The organism is Pseudorhizobium banfieldiae, from assembly GCF_000967425.1.
In the GTDB taxonomy this organism is placed as follows: Bacteria; Pseudomonadota; Alphaproteobacteria; order Rhizobiales; family Rhizobiaceae; genus Neorhizobium; species Neorhizobium banfieldiae.
Genome location: NZ_FO082820.1, coordinates 346,352 through 362,840, shown reverse-complemented (window position 1 = coordinate 362,840; position 16,489 = coordinate 346,352). Strand labels below are relative to the sequence as shown.

16 protein-coding genes are annotated in these 16,489 nt (G+C 59.3%); 9 read left to right on the top strand and 7 right to left on the bottom strand.

Going from position 1 to position 16,489, the window contains the following annotated elements; translation table 11 throughout:
* Positions 1–31 precede the first annotated feature (31 nt).
* From NT26_RS01700 to gabD, 9 genes are read left to right on the top strand one after another with little or no spacing between them, the layout of a single operon-like run.
* The gene (locus NT26_RS01700) at positions 32–1,234 is read left to right on the top strand and encodes an ABC transporter substrate-binding protein (protein WP_052637073.1); all 1,203 of its coding nucleotides are present in this window, start codon (positions 32–34) and stop codon (positions 1,232–1,234) included.
* A gap of 57 nt (positions 1,235–1,291) precedes the next feature.
* On the top strand, positions 1,292–2,179 hold the full coding sequence (locus NT26_RS01695) for a branched-chain amino acid ABC transporter permease (protein WP_052637072.1): 888 nt from the start codon (positions 1,292–1,294) through the stop codon (positions 2,177–2,179).
* Positions 2,176–3,987, top strand: coding sequence for a branched-chain amino acid ABC transporter ATP-binding protein/permease (locus NT26_RS01690; RefSeq protein ID WP_082077600.1), 1,812 nt, complete (start codon positions 2,176–2,178; stop codon positions 3,985–3,987). Before NT26_RS01695 ends, NT26_RS01690 begins: the two co-directional genes overlap by 4 nt.
* On the top strand, positions 3,974–4,678 hold the full coding sequence (locus NT26_RS01685; RefSeq protein WP_052637070.1) for an ABC transporter ATP-binding protein: 705 nt from the start codon (positions 3,974–3,976) through the stop codon (positions 4,676–4,678). The genes NT26_RS01690 and NT26_RS01685 overlap by 14 nt, the downstream gene beginning before the upstream one ends.
* Before the next feature lies 1 nt (position 4,679).
* Positions 4,680–5,489 carry a 3-oxoacyl-ACP reductase FabG gene (gene fabG, locus NT26_RS01680; RefSeq protein WP_052637069.1) on the top strand — a complete coding sequence of 270 codons (810 nt, stop codon included), beginning with the start codon at positions 4,680–4,682 and terminating at the stop codon, positions 5,487–5,489.
* A 44-nt stretch (positions 5,490–5,533) separates the two neighbouring features.
* Positions 5,534–6,379: a shikimate dehydrogenase family protein gene (locus tag NT26_RS01675; RefSeq protein ID WP_052637068.1), complete on the top strand. Its 846-nt coding sequence runs from the start codon at positions 5,534–5,536 to the stop codon at positions 6,377–6,379.
* Positions 6,376–7,800 carry an FAD-binding oxidoreductase gene (locus NT26_RS01670; protein ID WP_052637067.1) on the top strand — a complete coding sequence of 475 codons (1,425 nt, stop codon included), beginning with the start codon at positions 6,376–6,378 and terminating at the stop codon, positions 7,798–7,800. The genes NT26_RS01675 and NT26_RS01670 overlap by 4 nt, the downstream gene beginning before the upstream one ends.
* The gene (locus NT26_RS01665; protein ID WP_052637066.1) at positions 7,800–9,407 is read left to right on the top strand and encodes a GMC family oxidoreductase; all 1,608 of its coding nucleotides are present in this window, start codon (positions 7,800–7,802) and stop codon (positions 9,405–9,407) included. Before NT26_RS01670 ends, NT26_RS01665 begins: the two co-directional genes overlap by 1 nt.
* 36 nt (positions 9,408–9,443) lie before the next feature.
* Positions 9,444–10,898 carry an NADP-dependent succinate-semialdehyde dehydrogenase gene (gene gabD / locus NT26_RS01660; RefSeq protein ID WP_052637065.1) on the top strand — a complete coding sequence of 485 codons (1,455 nt, stop codon included), beginning with the start codon at positions 9,444–9,446 and terminating at the stop codon, positions 10,896–10,898.
* Between the two features lie 118 nt (positions 10,899–11,016).
* Here the strand turns inward: gabD and NT26_RS01655 are convergent, their stop codons facing one another.
* The 7 genes from NT26_RS01655 to NT26_RS01625 form a co-directional block, all read right to left on the bottom strand.
* The gene (locus NT26_RS01655) at positions 11,017–11,337 is read right to left on the bottom strand and encodes a hypothetical protein (RefSeq protein ID WP_052637064.1); all 321 of its coding nucleotides are present in this window, start codon (positions 11,335–11,337) and stop codon (positions 11,017–11,019) included.
* A gap of 12 nt (positions 11,338–11,349) precedes the next feature.
* Positions 11,350–12,288, bottom strand: a complete 939-nt coding sequence (locus tag NT26_RS01650; RefSeq protein ID WP_152338557.1) for a 2-hydroxyacid dehydrogenase — start codon at positions 12,286–12,288, stop codon at positions 11,350–11,352.
* 30 nt (positions 12,289–12,318) lie between these two features.
* The gene (locus tag NT26_RS01645; protein WP_052637063.1) at positions 12,319–13,098 is read right to left on the bottom strand and encodes an amino acid ABC transporter ATP-binding protein; all 780 of its coding nucleotides are present in this window, start codon (positions 13,096–13,098) and stop codon (positions 12,319–12,321) included.
* Positions 13,099–13,120: 22 nt separating this feature from the next.
* Entirely contained in the window at positions 13,121–13,921 is an 801-nt protein-coding gene (locus NT26_RS01640; RefSeq protein ID WP_052637062.1) for a transporter substrate-binding domain-containing protein, read from the bottom strand.
* A 49-nt stretch (positions 13,922–13,970) separates the two neighbouring features.
* Positions 13,971–14,627 (bottom strand): amino acid ABC transporter permease, encoded by a 657-nt coding sequence (locus tag NT26_RS01635; RefSeq protein ID WP_052637061.1) that lies wholly within the window; start codon positions 14,625–14,627, stop codon positions 13,971–13,973.
* Between the two features lie 10 nt (positions 14,628–14,637).
* Positions 14,638–15,306 (bottom strand): amino acid ABC transporter permease, encoded by a 669-nt coding sequence (locus tag NT26_RS01630; protein ID WP_052637060.1) that lies wholly within the window; start codon positions 15,304–15,306, stop codon positions 14,638–14,640.
* A 94-nt stretch (positions 15,307–15,400) separates the two neighbouring features.
* A complete protein-coding gene (locus tag NT26_RS01625; RefSeq protein WP_052637059.1) occupies positions 15,401–16,429 on the bottom strand; it encodes a LacI family DNA-binding transcriptional regulator in 1,029 nt (342 codons plus the stop codon).
* Between the last annotated feature and the right edge of the window lie 60 nt (positions 16,430–16,489).

Genomic DNA, 16,489 nt, shown 5'->3' with positions numbered 1-16,489 from the left:
ATCAGCAACGACGTTTTCACGGGAGGAAACAATGAAACTGTCGTACCTAATGAAGACTACTGCCATCGCTCTGGCGTTGACCGCAACCGCGGCGCAAGCCGAAGTCAAATTCGGCTCGCTTTACCCGTTCAGCGGACAGCTCGCCCTTTTGGGTGAAGAGAGTGCGCGTGGTCTTGAACTGGCCGTAGAAGAAATCAATGCCGCCGGCGGCATTCAAGGTGAACAGATCACCTTGGTGCGAGGTGATGCGGTCGACAACAACCAGGCGATCGGCGAGGCGCGGCGCCTGACTTCGCTCGAAGGCGTCAAAGCCATCTTTGGCACCTATTCATCTGCACGCTCGATTGCAGCCAGCCAGGTGACCGAGCTGGCTGGTATTCCCTACTTCGAGCTTGGTGCTGTGGCCGAGGAAGTCACCGGGCGCGGCATGAAATACCTCTTCCGTACTAATCCCACCGCTGACGACATGGCCAAGATGATCATTCAGATGGTGGTAGAGAAAGTCGGACCCGGTATCGGCAAAGAGCCGGCTGACTTGAAGATCGCGATCATCCACGAAGACTCCAGCTACGGTACATCCGTTGCCGAGCGGCAGAACGCCTACGCCAAAGAAGCCGGTCTCAACATCGTGACGACCCAGGCCTATCCCGCGGCTATCGTGGACATGTCGTCCCTGGTGCTCGACCTGAAGAACCGAGAGGTCGATATCGTTCTTCAGACGTCCTACCAGAACGACTCAGTTCTCTTTCTGCAGCAGGCGAACGAGGCGGGGTACAAGCCTTCCGCCATCATTGGCGGCGGCGGCGGCTACTCGATGCAACCTACCGCGGACGCAGTCGGCCATGACGTGATCGAAGGCGTACTGGACGTCGACTTCACCCAATACACTGTCAACACGAGCTACACGCCTGGCCTGGAACAGTTCGTTGAGGCGTATCAGAAGAAATACGGCTCGGCTCCCCGTTCGGGACATTCCCTCAACAACTATGTGGGCGCAAAAGTCATTCTTGAAGCCCTTGGAAAAGCCTCCGACCTTGAGCCGGATACCATCGTCGACACCGTGAAGGCCATCGACATCGAGGCTGGCGTCACCGCTGCTGGTTATGGCTTCAAGTTCGGCGACGACAATCAGAACGAACGCGCTGAAATGATGGGGATGCAGTGGCAGGACGGAAAGCTGGTCACCGTGTTCCCGGATTCCGCTGCCATGACGCCAATCAAGCTGGGTGAGTAAGCCCTTCTGACGTGCCGGGCGGTCACCGCCCGGCACCTTTCTGTCCTGGAGAGGCCAATGAACACTTTCTTACAAGTTCTCACCAACGGGATCATGCTCGGCAGTCTATTCGCCATCGTCGCCGTGGGCCTGACCTTGATCTTCGGCATCGTCAAAGTCGTCAACTTCGCCCACGGGGAATTCCTCATGGTGGGCATGTATCTGACTTACGTCCTGACGACCTGGATGGGGATCCACCCATTTGCGACGGTTATTCTCGTTGCACCGGCCCTCTTTCTTCTGGGCGCCGTGACACAGCGGTTCCTGATACAGCCCCTGATGTCTGCCGACGACGATCACATACAGATCTTCGCTACTGTTGGACTTTCGACCGCGCTTATCAACCTGGCGCTGTTGGTCTTCGGTGCCGACATCGCTAGCACGCCGGCAAGTGGACTCCGAACTCCTCTGCAACTTGGTCCTGTACGCCTGCTCTCGGGCCAGGTTGCCATCCTAGTTGCTTCCATTGCAGTTGTCGTGGTTCTCCAGTTTTTCCTTTCGCGCACCCAGACCGGGCGTGCCATCCGCGCCGTCGCCCAAAACCGCGCGGCTGCTCAGCTGATGGGTATCAATGTCAATTGGATCTACATCCTGACCTTTGGCATCGGCGCCGCCTGTGTGGGAGTCGCCTCGGTCCTCATCGCCCCGCTCTATCCAACCTCGTCTGGTATCGGCACATACTTCGTCCTGACCGCGTTCGTCGTCGTCGTTCTGGGAGGTCTTGGATCGATCGGAGGGGCCTTTGCCGGCGCCATGATCATCGGCCTGATCGACAGCTTTGCGGGATTTTACATCGGCTCCGACCTTCGTGAGGTCGCCGTCTTTGGCGTGTTCCTCTTGATCCTCATCCTGAAGCCGTCGGGCCTGTTCAGCTCGCGTCTCAACCTATCGCACGTGTCGCCATGACAGATATTTCCTCCACTTCCCCCAGACCGCAGGCAGCCTCCAATGGCTGGATGCTGAAGGCTATCCCACTTGCGGTTATCCTTGCATCACTGCTCCTCATCCCCGTCATGGTCGGCAACCAGTTCGTCTACCATATCTTCATCACGATCTGCATCTTCGCTGCCCTTTCAACAGCCTGGAACATCGTGGGTGGCTTTGCCGGCCAGCTTTCGTTGGGCCATGCCATCTTCTACGGGATTGGCGCCTACACCGGTGTCATCCTGATGAACATGGGGATCAGTCCGTGGATCGGGATGTTCGCCGGCGCTGCGATAGCCGTCGTGGCCGCAGTGATCATCAGCTATCCCTGCTTCCGCCTGCACGGTCCTTTCTTCGCTCTTGCTACCATTGCTTTTCTGGAAGTGTTCCGGGTTCTCGCCCTTCATTGGCGTGAACTCACTGGCGGCGCAACTGGGTTGATGATCCCTTTGCAGATTGGTTGGGAATGGATGGTCTTTCGTGACCGGCTCCCCCAATTGCTCATCGCGTTCGGCCTGCTTCTGCTGACCTTGGCGGTCGCTTGGTGGATCCGCTCGCACAGGATGGGCTTCTACCTCGTGGCGACTCGCGAGCGGGAATCGGCAGCACTGGCCGCTGGCGTTGGAACGGTACGGGTGCGGCTCGCAGCCGTTGCGGTATCTGCCGCACTCACGGCCTTTGTCGGTACATTTCATGCCATGTATCTGACATTCATTGAGCCCGCTGCGATGTTCTCACTGCAAATGTCGATCCAGATCGCGATGTTTGCCCTGATCGGCGGCTTGGGGACCGTGTTCGGTCCCCTCCTCGGCGCTGTTCTTCTCGTACCCATCAGCGAACTGGCGCGTGGTTGGCTTGGGGCGCATGCGCTGGGCCTCCACGGCTTCGTCTATGGCGTTGTCTTGATGCTGGTCGTTCTGTTCATGCCCAACGGCCTGATGGGGCTGATCTCTCGCTTCACGAAGCAGAGGCGTGAGCGGGGCGTGTCAGCAGGCACGATTGCCGCAAGCGCGGCTACGTCCGACGCAAGCCAGAGGGCACCGATCGGTTCCGACGTCATGCGTGTGGAGCACCTGCAGAAGCATTTCGGCGGCCTTCACGTCACCAACGACGTCGGATTCACGCTCAGGGAAGGAGAAATCCTCGGGTTGATCGGGCCGAATGGTGCAGGCAAGACAACCGTCTTCAACATGATTTCCGGCTTTCTGAAACCGGATAGCGGATCGGTAACGGTTCGCGCCGCCGACGGTAGCTGGCAAAGTCCTGCTACTCCTGGCGATTTCGCAACGATTGGCGTCGGTCGCACCTTCCAGATCGTTCAGCCATTCGCCGCAATGACCGTTGAAGAGAACATCATGGTCGGCGCGTTCCATCGATATTCCGATGTCGAAGAAGCCCGCGAAGTTGCGCGTGAGACGGCCGAGCGGATGGGGCTTGGGCCTTGGCTCCATGCCGAGGCACGCGGGTTGACCATAGGCGGCCTGAAGCGGCTGGAAGTCGCTCGTGTCATGGCGATGAAGCCACGCATCCTCTTGCTCGACGAAGTGATGGCGGGGATCAACCAGACGGATGTTCGCCGGGCGATCGACCTGATGAAGTCGATCCGCGACAGCGGCGTCAGCATCGTTGCCATCGAGCACGTCATGCAGGCGGTAATGTCCCTCTCGGATCGCGTGATCGTTCTAAATTCCGGCAAGATCATCGCCCAGGGCGAGCCTCGCGAGGTGGTCAAGGATCCCGTGGTCGTCGAGGCCTATCTTGGAAAGGAATTCATCGATGCTCAGGCTTGAGAACATTCACGCCGGCTACGGCCCGACAACCATTCTTCACGATATCTCACTGGCCGTGGAGGCCGGGGAAGTCGTCACCATTGTGGGCGCAAATGGCGCTGGCAAGACCACCACTCTTCGTACCATTGCCGGACTGATCCGCCCTACCACAGGCAAGATTACCTTCGAAGGTGAGGACGTCACCCGGCTTTCCTCGCACGAGATGGTCGATCGAGGCATCACCTTGATCCCGGAAGGGCGTCAGCTTTTCCCGGACATGACGGTTCAGGAAAACCTTTTGATGGGCGCTTATCGTAAGGCGGCACGGCAGCACAAGGACGCTGCTCTGGAGGAGGTCCTGTCGCTGTTCCCGCGAGTGCGCGAGCGTCTTTCCCAGAAAGCCGGATCATTGTCAGGCGGCGAACAGCAGATGGTCGCAATCGCCCGTGGCATGATGGCTCGGCCCAAACTCTTGATGTTCGACGAGCCTTCTCTCGGCCTTGCGCCGATCATCGTCACGCAGGTGTTCGACGTTATCGAGACGATTGTGAAGACAGGGGCAACCGTCCTGATCGTCGAGCAGAACGTCTTCCACACACTGAAGGCGGCTGACAGGGGCTACGTGCTCGAGAACGGCGAGATCGTCCTTGCCGACACGTCCGATGCGCTGCTCCACAACGACCATGTCCGTCAAGCATATCTGGGAATCTGAAATGTCTCATCGAGAAATCAATCCGGAAGAAATCGCCTACAGGCCGAGCCATGCTGGACGCCGCGTTCTGGTGACTGGCGCAGGGCGCGGCATCGGTCGGGCCATTGCGCAGCGATTCGCAGCACGTGGCGCTATGGTCGGCGTTGCTGACATGAACGAAGCCGACATCAATGAAACCGTCCGGCTGATCGAAGCTGACGGCAAGGGCGGTGCCATCCCCTTGGTGCTGGATGTCGCGGATTATCCGTCCGTAGAGAAGGCACTCAGGGATGCGGCAGGCCGGATCGGCGGCCCCTTCGACACTGTCGTGAACAACGCCGGGATTTCGCCGAAGCATGAAGGCATCGCACATAAGATCTGGGAGATGGATCCAGCGGAGTGGAACCGGGTCGTCGCCGTCAATCTTTCCGGCTGCTTCAACACTATTCGTGCGCTCTCCCCCAGCATGCGGGAGGCGAATGCCGGCTGGATCGTCAACATGTCTTCGGTTGCAGGCAAGACATACTCGCCCATCGTAGCTTGCCACTATGCCGCAACGAAATCTGCCCTGATCGGCTTTACGAAGCATCTTGCCGCAGAACTCGGACCCTTCGGAGTCAGGGTCAATGCCATAGCGCCGGGCCGCATCGAAACCCCTATGGTTCGCGCCGTCGCCGGCGAAGTCAACGAGGAACAGGTGCGAATGACGCCGATGGGGCGATTGGGCGCCCCCGAGGAAGTTGCCGATCTTGCCCTCTACCTTACCTCGCCAGAAGCAAGCTTTGTGACTGGCCAGACCATCGACGTTGCCGGTGGCCTGTACATGACCTGAGGCACGCCAGACGTGTCGAACAAGGCAATGCATAGGATCCTCTCATGACCTCTCCGATCGCCGCGGATCACAATGAGCTCTACCGGAGCTTCTTGCCGCCAGTCACCGGACGCACCCGCATCTACGGGATTCTCGCCGATCCCATCTATCATGTGAAGACGCCGGAAGTGATGAACGCCCTGCTGAAGTCGAAGGACGTGGATGCGGTGCTCGTGCCATTCCATGTCAAACCGGATGGCTTGAAGGGGCTTGTTGATGGTCTGCGGCGTATGGAGAACTTCGGGGGCTTCATCGCGACGGTGCCGCACAAGACGGACATGCTCGCGCTGTGTGACGAGGTCACGGAAGCTGCGCACAACATCGGCGCCGTCAATTGCGTTCGCCGCGAGCCTGACGGTCGCATGGTCGGGGCCATGCTTGACGGTATTGGCTTTGTTGAAGCCTTGCGTGTTGGAGGCGCGGATCCGGCGGGGATGAGGGCCTATGTTGCGGGCGCGGGGGGAGCTTCCAGCGCCATCGCATTCGCCCTCGCCGAGGCAGGAGTGACCCACATCACTATCGCAAATCGGACCGTGATGCGTGCGGTGAGCCTTACCGAACGTCTTAAAGCTGCATATCCGGCTCTTACGGTTGCAACCAATGCTCAGCGGGTTGCGGACCATGAATTGGTCGTCAACGGGACGTCGCTGGGAATGCGTTCCGGCGATGAGCCACCCTTAGACCTCTCACAGCTTCATCGGGATCAGCTTGTCGCGGATGCCATCATGGAACCCGCCATGACACCACTTCTTGAGGCGGCGAAGGCGAAAGGGTGCAAGATCTTTCCCGGCAAACCGATGCTCGAGTCCCAGATCGTGCTGATGGCGCAGCACATGGGTGCACTGGCATGACGAGCCGAACCGATCTTCTCTCGGCGCTCTCTGGCATCGTGGGCGAGCGATACGTCCTGACCACAGCAGAAGACACCGCACCTTATGCGACGGACTGGAAGCGAAGCACCACGGGGGTGCCAGCATGCGTGGTACGCCCTGCCTCAACAGCCCAGGTGGCGGCCATCGTCCGACTTTGCGGCGACTCTGGCATCAGCATCGTGCCCCAAGGCGGCAACACCGGCCTTGCCGCCGGCGCCATCCCGGACACCACTGGGAGCCAGGTCGTCCTTTCCCTGAACCGTATGCAGACGATCCGCTCGCTCGATCCGATCGGCATGACCGTGGAAGTAGAAGCGGGTGCGATCCTCCAGACCGTTCGCGAGAAGGCGGCTTCTATGGACCGGATGCTTCCGATCGCCATCGCAGCAGAAGGCTCCGCTACTGTCGGGGGCGTGATAGCCACGAACGCCGGCGGATTGAATGTTCTTCGCTATGGGATGACGCGCGATATTACGCTCGGGCTTGAGGTCGTTCTTGCTGATGGTAGTGTATCAAACGGCTTGCGCCATCTGCGCAAGGACAATGCCGGCTACGACTGGAAGCAGTGGTTTATCGGTTCCGAGGGCACTTTGGGCATCGTCACCGCCGCAGTTCTGCGGCTCGTGAGCGTTCCTCGTTACTCCGTCACAGCCCTCCTCAGCGTTAGCAGTCTTGAAGCCGCCATTTCGCTGTTCGGCCACGCCCAGCAGGAGATCGGAGAAGCACTTTCAGCTTTCGAACTTATCTCTGCCAACTCTCTGGATCTCGTCAGCCGGCATGCGCATCTAAAGCCCCCTATCACCGCTGGTGACTGGTTCATTCTTCTTGAAGGAGCCTCCAGTCTTTCCGGACTGCGCGACGCAGCCGAAGGTGTGTTGGCGGGCGGGTTCGAGAGTGGCTGGGTTATCGATGGCGTTGTTGCGGAATCGGAGGCGCAAGCTCGGCAGCTCTGGGCTCTGCGCGAGCACGTCACCGAAGCAGAAGCGCGGGACGGTCCTAGCCTGAAGCACGACATATCCGTATCACTCACGCACTTGCGCGAATTCCTGGATGATGCCGAGGCCGCTCTGGTAGATGCAGCTCCCGGAGCGGGGCTCAATATCTTCGGCCACTTGGGCGACGGCAATCTCCATTACAATGTCCTGTTCCGACCGGATCACGATCAAAAGGCAATCAACCGCATAGTACACGATGCCGTCATCAAGCACGGGGGCTCCATCTCTGCGGAACATGGATTGGGGCAATATCGGGTGGATGAATGGCTGCGGCTTGCCCCCGAAAGCGACCTGCGTCTCGCTTCCACATTAAAGACTGCGCTCGACCCAAGTGGCCTGCTCAATCCTGGCAAGATCCTTCCTTTCTCGCTCCTACACACCAAAGCGATCAGGGGGGTGAACTAATGCAGCAGGATCGCGAGTCGTTTGACTACATCATCGTCGGCGGTGGTACGGCCGGCTGCGTTCTTGCAAACCGTTTGACGGCATCTGGGAAGTACACAGTCCTGCTGCTGGAAGCGGGCAAGGCCGCGCGAAGCCTCTGGGTCGAGATTCCCGCAGGCTTCAGTAAGCTGCTTACCAATCCGGACTTCAACTGGCGCTTTCAAACCGAGCCGGAGGAGGCCACCGGCAACAGGGTCATTTCGGTTCCCCGTGGCAAGGGGCTCGGTGGCTCCACCTTGATCAATGGGATGATCTACGTACGCGGGCAGCCGCAGGACTATGACGGTTGGGCGCAACAGGGCTGCCGGGGGTGGAGCTTCGAGGAAGTGCTCCCTTATTTTCGAAAACTTGAAGACTACGACGGCCCCGCTTCGTCTTTGCGTGCGCGAGGTGGTCCACTGCCAGTCACTGAAGTCAAGGAACGCCCGCTAATCGCCGAAGCGTTCATCTCTGCGGCGGAGAACGCGGGCTACGAACGCAGTGCCGACTATAACGGAGATCGTCAGGACGGCTTCGGCTACTATCAGGTGAACCAACGACGTGGCCGTCGGGTGAGCGCGGCTGCTGCCTATCTTCAGCCAGCCTTGAGCAGACCCAACCTTGAGGTCAGAACCAATGCGCACGTAACGCGTATTCTTCTGGAGAACGGCCGGGCGACGGGCGTCGAACTGCGCCTGGGCAGCAGCTCCGTCGAGGTCCACGCTCGACGCGAAGTCATCCTGACCGCAGGTGCTGCCCAGACGCCGCAGTTGTTGGAGCTGTCTGGCATAGGCGACCCACGGATATTGCAGCCGTTAGGGATTGAGGTCCGGCACTTTCTGCCGGGCGTGGGGGCAAATTATATCGACCATTTCTGCACCCGGATGAATTGGCGTGTGAAGCTGCCGGTCACCCTCAACGAGCAGACGCGCGGCCTAAAGCTTGGACTCGCGGTTACACGCTACTTCGCGACGCGGAGTGGCATCTTGACGCTCGGTACCGGGCTCGTCCATGGCTTCGTCCGGACACGACCGGGCCTAGATGGGCCCGACGTCCAGTACTTCTTCATGCATGCGAGTTACGCCAATGCAGCGGAGCGTAAGCTTGATCGGCTTCCTGGAATGACCATCGGCGTCACTCAGCTTCGGCCGGAGTCGCGGGGAACCATACATTCCAAATCTCCCGACCCCTTTGCGCCACCAGCCATACGACCAAATTTTCTGGCAACGGAGGAGGACCGTCGAGCTATCGTCGACGGAATGAAGGTCGCTCGAAGGATCGTCGAGGAGGCTCCCTTGGACGCTTTCCGAGATAGGGAGATGAGCCCCGGTCCTGAATGCAGGACCGATGAAGACTGGCTCGATTTCGCCCGACGCGACGGCCAGACGATCTATCATATCTGCGGAACCTGCCGGATGGGAGTGGACGAAGGTGCCGTTACCGATCCTGCGCTGAAGGTTCATGGGATCGAAGGACTTCGCATTGCCGACGCCTCGATCATGCCCACGATGGTTTCTGGGAACACGCAGGCCGCTGTCTTCATGATTGCGGAAAAGGCTGCGGACCTGATCCTCGAAGAGGCCCGCTAAGAGTACGATGCACCGGGACAACAGGAGTTGGAAGAAATGAAGCTCAAGGATCAATCTCTCTTCCGTGAAGCGGCTTTGGTTAGCGGTGAATGGGTTCAGGCAAACGCGGACCACCATATTGCGGTCGACAATCCGGCGACCGGTGAGATCATCGGACACGTGCCGAAGCTTGGCGCGGCCGAAACCCGCGCCGCAATTGAATCAGCTCGCATTGCGCAGAAAGACTGGGCCGCACGCACTGCAAAGGAGCGCGGTGTCGTGCTGCGCAAGTGGTTCGAATTGATGATGGAGAACAAGGAGGACCTTGGAAAGATCCTGACGCTCGAACAGGGCAAGCCACTTGCTGAGGCCATGGGAGAGATCACCTATGGTGCAAGTTTCATCGAGTGGTTCGCAGAAGAAGGTCGCCGTATCAATGGGGATATCATTCCCGGCCACCAGCCCGACAAGCGGATCATGGTCATGAAGCAGCCCATTGGGGTGGTTGCCGCGATCACGCCATGGAACTTCCCGAACGCCATGATCACTCGCAAAGCTGGGCCGGCGTTTGCGGCTGGGTGTGCAATGGTATTGAAGCCAGCGTCGCAGACGCCGTTTTCGGCTATCGCCATTGCAATTCTAGCCGAGCGGGCTGGCATTCCGAAGGGACTATTCAGCGTCATCACCGGGTCGGCGCGAGAAATCGGTGGCGAGATGACAGCGAACCCAACTGTCCGGAAGCTTACCTTCACGGGTTCTACGGAAGTCGGTGCGGAACTCTACAGGCAATCGGCGCCGACCATCAAGAAGCTCGGCCTTGAACTTGGCGGCAATGCTCCTTTCATCGTGTTCGACGATGCAGATCTGGATGCGGCAGTTGAGGGGGCGATCATCGCCAAGTTCCGCAACAACGGCCAAACCTGCGTCTGTGCAAATCGCATCTACGTGCAGGACGGCGTCTATGATGCGTTCGCCGAAAAGCTGGCCGGTGCTGTGGGCAAGCTCGTCACGGGCAACGGCTTTGACGAGGGCGTGATCCTCGGACCATTGATCGACCGGGCAGCGCTGGAAAAGGTAGAAGAACACGTGGCTGACGCCTTGGGCAAGGGAGCCAGAACCGTCACCGGAGGCAAGCGCCTTTCGATCGGCAACACATTCTACGAACCTACCGTACTTGCCGACGTCACGGCCGAGATGGCCGTCGCTCGGGAAGAAACTTTCGGTCCCGTCGCGCCTCTGTTCAAGTTCAAGGACGAGGCAGACGTCATTCGGCAGGCCAATGATACGGAATTCGGCCTTGCATCCTATTTCTACGCGAAAGACATGGCCCGGGTGTTCAGGGTCGCGGAAGCTCTTGAGTACGGTATGGTGGGCGTCAACACCGGGCTTATCTCGACCGCCGAAGCTCCCTTCGGGGGTGTTAAGCTCTCCGGCCTGGGTCGCGAAGGATCAAGCTACGGGATCGAGGAGTTTCTGGAACTCAAGTACGTCTGCCTCGGCGGTGTGGCCTGAAGGGTAGACGGCCTCCCGCGCCATAGAGCATGCAGAAGCATGAGGAGCGGAGACGATTGACTGTTCCTACCCCGTCGCCCCACATTTCAGGCGGCGGCAACGCCGTCGTCGCGCAGAATCAAGCTTCTAGCTCAAAAACATGGTGGTGGATGACGCCGTCGAACATGGCGAGCAAGCCCTTGGTCATATCCCGGCTTGCGTACCGGATCGGGGAGTTCAGTGCCTCATCCAGTCCCTCGCGGCTCTCGTACATAGTCGACAGCACCATGGGATAAGCGGGAGCGCCCTCGTCCTGGTCAATGGCATAGAGCACGCGGACTTCGCAAACGCGGGGGAACTCCAGCCACATCGGCATCAATTTATCTGCCACATATGCCTTGAAGGCGGCTTCCTTACCTTCGTGGATGCGACCTTCGAAGAGTGCTTGGCGAATGATCATGTCACGTCCGATTCAGTTGCCGGTGGTGGGCGGCTTTTCGCCGTTGAAGAATGCCTGGAGGTTAGCGAGGACAATCTCACCCATCGCAATCCGCGTCTCGCGCGTTGCGCTACCTTGATGCGGCATCAGAACGGTGTTGGGTGCTGTGAAAAACTCCTCGCGGATTCGCGGTTCGCCGACGAACACGTCAAGACCTGCTCCGGCGAGCGTGCCATTCCAGAGAGCCTGAAGCAATGCATCCTCGTCAACGACGCTGCCTCTCGCGACGTTGATGACAATGGCTTTCGGCCCGAGAGCCTCCAGCACCTCGGCATTGACGAGGTCTTGCGTTGCGGCATTGGCCGCAACGCAAACCGCCAGCACGTCACTGGACGCGGCAAGTTCTGTAGGCGTGGCATGTGCTGTCCAGCCGGTATCGGTCTGGGGTGAACGATTCCAATACCCGATGGTCATCCCGAAGGCTTCCGCGCGGCGGCCAAGAGCACGCCCGATCTGACCTAGTCCGAGGATGCCCAGGCGTTTGCCTTTCGGACTCGTTCCCAAAGGAAAGGCCCCGCCCCTTGCCCAGCGCCCCTCGCGAACAAAGCGATCGCCTTTCGCAATGTGACGGAGAACCGCGAGCATCAGCGCTATCCCGGTATCGGCGACGTCATCCGTCAGCACGCCTGGCGTCGTAGTAACGTCGATGTTTCGGCCTCGGGCCCTCACAAGATCGACCTTGTCGGTACCCACGCCGTTGATGGCAATGATGCCCAGCGCCGGCAGACTATCGATCTGGTCGTTCGAAAGTCCGGTACCCCCGCCCGTCACGACAGCACAGATTGACGGCAGGGCTTTTGCGATGGCCTCTTGCTCAGTGGCAGCATAGTGTCGATGGACAACATAAGCCTCGTCGAGGCGAGCCTCGATGACATCGAGCATTGGCTCGATCAGCAGGATTTCCGGTTTCATCTTGGATACTCCGTCCCTAAGCCTGGTCGCTCAGGAGATCTGGCCGAGGAAGTTGCGAGTCCGCTCATGCTGGGGACTGTTGAAAAAGTCTTCGGGCGCACCGACTTCAACGATCTCGCCCCGGTCCATGAAGATCACGCGGTCGGCGACCTGGCGGGCAAACCCCATTTCATGCGTCACGCACAGCATGGTCATGCCTTCGTTGGCAAGATCGATCATCGTGTCGAGGACTTCCTTGACCATTTCAGGGTCGAGGGCCGAGGTCGGTTCGTCGAACAGCATGATCTTCGGGTTCATGCACAGCGCACGGGCGATCGCAACGCGCTGCTGCTGACCGCCCGAAAGCTGGGCCGGGTACTTTTGAGCCTGCTCAGGGATGCGCACCCGCTCCAGGAATTGCATGGCCGTTGCTTCAGCCTCCGCCTTGGCTATTCCGCGCACCTTGATTGGTGCGAGCGTGCAGTTCTCCAACACGGTCATGTGGGGGAAGAGATTGAAGCTCTGGAAGACCATGCCCGTCTCCTGCCGCACGATATCGACATTCTTGCCGCCCGCCGTCAGGTCGTGGCCGTCCACCACGATCCGTCCCTTCTGGATCATCTCCAACTGGTTGATGCAGCGGATCAGGGTTGACTTGCCGGAACCGGAGGGACCGCAGATGACAATGCGCTCCCCGGGATCCACCGACAGGTTGATGTCCTTCAGTGCGTGGAATTCAGCGTACCACTTGTTGACGCCCTCCATCGTCACCGCCGGACCAGAAGCTCCCCGCACGTCTGCCTTCGATGTGTGAGCATGAGTATCAGCCATGCGAGGAACTCCTTGTTTTCTCTTACTTGCCTTCGGCGACGAAGTTCGGCAGCGGCGTGCCGAGCCACTTTTCGTGGATCGCGCTGAGCTGGCCGTCTGCCTTGACCTTCTCGAGGAAGGCATTGACGGCTTCCAGAAGTTCACTCGAACCCTTCCGTACAGCGATACCCTGGACCTGCTGGCTCAGCTCAAGCTTCTGGTTGAAGCGGCCGGGCGCTGCCTGTTCGATCTGGGCGGCCACGACGTTCGAGACTCCGATCAACTCAACCTGACCGGACAGCAGGGCCTGAACGGCGCTCGCATCATCATCGAAGCGCTGAATAGTCGCATCCTGGGGAGCGATCTTCGTGACTGCAGTGTCCTGCGTACTAGCGCGGGCCACACCAATGGTCTTTCCGGAAAGATCCTCCGCCTTGGTGACTTCCGCATCCTCGGCACCAAAGACGCCGATGGAGATGCCTGCATAGGGTTCAGAAAAGTCGACACTCTTGGCACGCTCCTCGGTGATACCCAAGGATGCGACGAGCAGGTCCACCTGATTGCTCTGGAGGTAGGGAATGCGGTTGGGACCGGTGACCGGAACGATCTCCGCCTCGACACCCCACTCCTTGGCAAGAAGCTTTGCCACATCCGCGTCGTAGCCATCAGGCTGATTGTTTTCATTCATGATGCCGAATGGCGGGAAGTCCACCAACATCCCGATCTTGACGCTTCCGGCGGACTTGATGTTCTCGACAGTCTGCGCCGCTGCGGGGAGAGAGGTCGCCGCAGCCATCAATCCTGCGCCCATGATAGCGACTGCTGCGCGTCTGGTAATGTTCATGTTTCCTACCCTTTCTTGATCTGCCGGCCCTCCCGCCGGCGGGGTCTCGTCAACGTTGTGTTGCCCGAGAAAACCTGACTTCCATGCGCCGCGCCAATAGCGAAAGCGGCCAACACAAGATGAAATAAATGGCGGCCACCGTTCCGAAGACCATGAACGGGCTGAAGGTGGCGTTGTTGATGATCTGCCCCTGCCGTGTGAGCTCGGTGAATCCGATGATGGCGGCAAGCGAGGTGCCCTTGATGAGCTGGACGAGGAACCCGACGGTCGGCGCCACAGCAATCCGCGCCGCCTGAGGGAGCACGATGTAGCGCATCCGGTTATAGTACTTGAGCCCAAGCGCCGTCGCCGCCTCACGCTGGCCCGAGGGAACCGCTTCAATGCAGCCCCGCCAGATTTCTCCCAGGAATGCGCTCGCGTGCAGCGTCAGTGCAATCGTCGCGGCAATCCATGGGTTGATCGCCATGCCAAAGATGTTCATCCCAAAGAACACCAGAAAGAGCTGCATCAGAAGCGGCGTCCCCTGGAAGACGCGAATGAAACCTAGAGCCACCAGTCGCAGAGGCCGGACATCGGAGACGCGGGCAAGCGCGATCAGCAAACCGCCGATCCCTCCGCCGGCAAAGGCGATCGCCGAGAGCGCGATCGTCCACTGCGCTGCCATGACGATGATGAGGAACTCGTTCCAGCCAAAGGGTCTGATCATCCTTGCGCTCCTATCGGCTCAGCGGGTACTTGAACGCCATCTTCTCGATCGCAGCGAAGATTGCCGAGAAGCCGATCGATAGGGCCAGGTACATCAGCGTGATGACGATATAGACCTCAAAGCTCGCGAAGGTGGCCGACTGCAGGTCATTGCCCGCAGCCGCGAGGTCGTCCGCAGAGATCACCGAAACCACGCTCGACGTCAGCATCAGGTAGATGAACTGGCTCGTCAGAGACGGATAGACCGTGCGCAGGGCTGGTTTCATGATGATGTAGCGGAAGACCTGCAGTCTCGACAAACCAAGGGCTGTCCCCGCCTCCACCTGCCCCTTCTGAATGGATTCGATGCCGGCGCGGATGATCTCAGTGCCGTAGGCGCCGAAGTTGACGACGAGCGCTAGCAGAGCCGCACTATTCGGGGAAAGGCGTAGACCGAGCGATGGAAGACCGAAGAAGATGAAGAAGATCTGCACCAGGAATGGCGTGTTGCGGATAATCTCAATGTACGCATTGATGACGAACCGGATCAGCGACGGGCCGGACGTCTTTCCCCAGGCACAGACGATCGAGACGATCAGACCGAGAAGCATGGCTGCGCAGGACAAACGGATCGTCAGCCAGGCCCCCACAAGCAACTGGTCGAACGAAGCGAATACTGGCGCGAAATTGAAATCGTACACGTAGCGCCTCCCGAGCCCGGCGCTCCTCATCGCGCCTTTAGATCGATCTAAATTTCTGTCGTAAGTGAGTCAACCGCCAATTGGCCCACCGGTTTCACGAAGATGACAGCGGACTGCAGGAATCGCGGATGTGGAGCTTCGTCGCGCTGATCCAGCAACGCGGCGGCAAAGAAGGCTGCGCGATACGTTCCAAAAGCAAGGCGACAGCGTTGTGGCCGATCTCGCTTGGCGAGGTCGAGACGGAAGTGAGACGGGGCCGCATGGCTTCAGCGTCGGCTACATCGTCAAAGCCGATTAGCGAGATGTCGCGACCGATCCTCAAACCGCGATCATAGAAGCCGGCGGCCAGTCCATGCGCGACGAGGTCGTTGAAGCAGATCACCGCGCTTGGCACCCTGCCCTGCGCAAATAGCGCATCGGCTTCCTTAGCGATCTGGTCCACGCGGTCAGGAACACGAATGACAAGATCAGGCTTCAGACTAAATCGCTTCATCGACTCCCGGAAGCCCTGGACGCGTTCATGGTAGGCCGAGTGAACCGGGCCATGAACTGCAAAGCAGATAGCTTGGTGGCCAAGGGAGACGAGATACTCCACCGCTTCTTCCATACCCGCTGCGTAGTCCACCCCGGCATAATCAATGTCATCCGTCACATGTCGCAGTGCCTGGACGACCGGAAGCTTCCAGTCGCTGACCTTGCTTGCGAGATCGTCCGGCGTACCTGCCGCAGGACAGAGAATGATCCCGTCGACGCCATGCTCGCGCAAGCGCTGCAGGACCGCCGCCTGCCGAGGTGGCCCGTCTCCACTGTTGGCAATGATCATTACCAATCCGGCCGCGTCGACCGAGGCCTCCATTCCACCCAGCAGCTCCGCAAAGAACGGATTGGTGAGGTTGGGCACAACGACACCGATAGTGTGGCTTCGTTCGGCGCGTAGCCTCGCGGCACCCATGTTGTAGACATAGCCGAGTTCACGCATCGCGGCTTCGACGCGCTCTCGCGTCTCAGCCCCCACCAGCGGGCTTTTTCGAACAACGAGTGACGCTGTCGCACGCGAAACATCGGCGTGTTTGGCGACATCAAGCAGCGTTACCTTGTTCCGTTTCTGGTCTTGCCTGGACATCTCATCGCACCCACAGGGTCGCCATCGTTAATGGTCATCACTTCAGTCAGCAAGAGCAGC

Coding starts and splice junctions, on each gene's coding strand:
- NT26_RS01645 (WP_052637063.1), bottom strand. CDS start 13,098: ATGGCTGATACTCATGCTCACACATCGAAGGCAGACGTGCGGGGAGCT.
- NT26_RS01625 (WP_052637059.1), bottom strand. CDS start 16,429: ATGTCCAGGCAAGACCAGAAACGGAACAAGGTAACGCTGCTTGATGTC.
- NT26_RS01695 (WP_052637072.1), top strand. CDS start 1,292: ATGAACACTTTCTTACAAGTTCTCACCAACGGGATCATGCTCGGCAGT.
- NT26_RS01690 (WP_082077600.1), top strand. CDS start 2,176: ATGACAGATATTTCCTCCACTTCCCCCAGACCGCAGGCAGCCTCCAAT.
- NT26_RS01640 (WP_052637062.1), bottom strand. CDS start 13,921: ATGAACATTACCAGACGCGCAGCAGTCGCTATCATGGGCGCAGGATTG.
- NT26_RS01670 (WP_052637067.1), top strand. CDS start 6,376: ATGACGAGCCGAACCGATCTTCTCTCGGCGCTCTCTGGCATCGTGGGC.
- NT26_RS01655 (WP_052637064.1), bottom strand. CDS start 11,337: ATGATCATTCGCCAAGCACTCTTCGAAGGTCGCATCCACGAAGGTAAG.
- gabD (WP_052637065.1), top strand. CDS start 9,444: ATGAAGCTCAAGGATCAATCTCTCTTCCGTGAAGCGGCTTTGGTTAGC.
- NT26_RS01635 (WP_052637061.1), bottom strand. CDS start 14,627: ATGATCAGACCCTTTGGCTGGAACGAGTTCCTCATCATCGTCATGGCA.
- NT26_RS01675 (WP_052637068.1), top strand. CDS start 5,534: ATGACCTCTCCGATCGCCGCGGATCACAATGAGCTCTACCGGAGCTTC.
- NT26_RS01685 (WP_052637070.1), top strand. CDS start 3,974: ATGCTCAGGCTTGAGAACATTCACGCCGGCTACGGCCCGACAACCATT.
- NT26_RS01665 (WP_052637066.1), top strand. CDS start 7,800: ATGCAGCAGGATCGCGAGTCGTTTGACTACATCATCGTCGGCGGTGGT.
- NT26_RS01700 (WP_052637073.1), top strand. CDS start 32: ATGAAACTGTCGTACCTAATGAAGACTACTGCCATCGCTCTGGCGTTG.
- fabG (WP_052637069.1), top strand. CDS start 4,680: ATGTCTCATCGAGAAATCAATCCGGAAGAAATCGCCTACAGGCCGAGC.
- NT26_RS01650 (WP_152338557.1), bottom strand. CDS start 12,288: ATGAAACCGGAAATCCTGCTGATCGAGCCAATGCTCGATGTCATCGAG.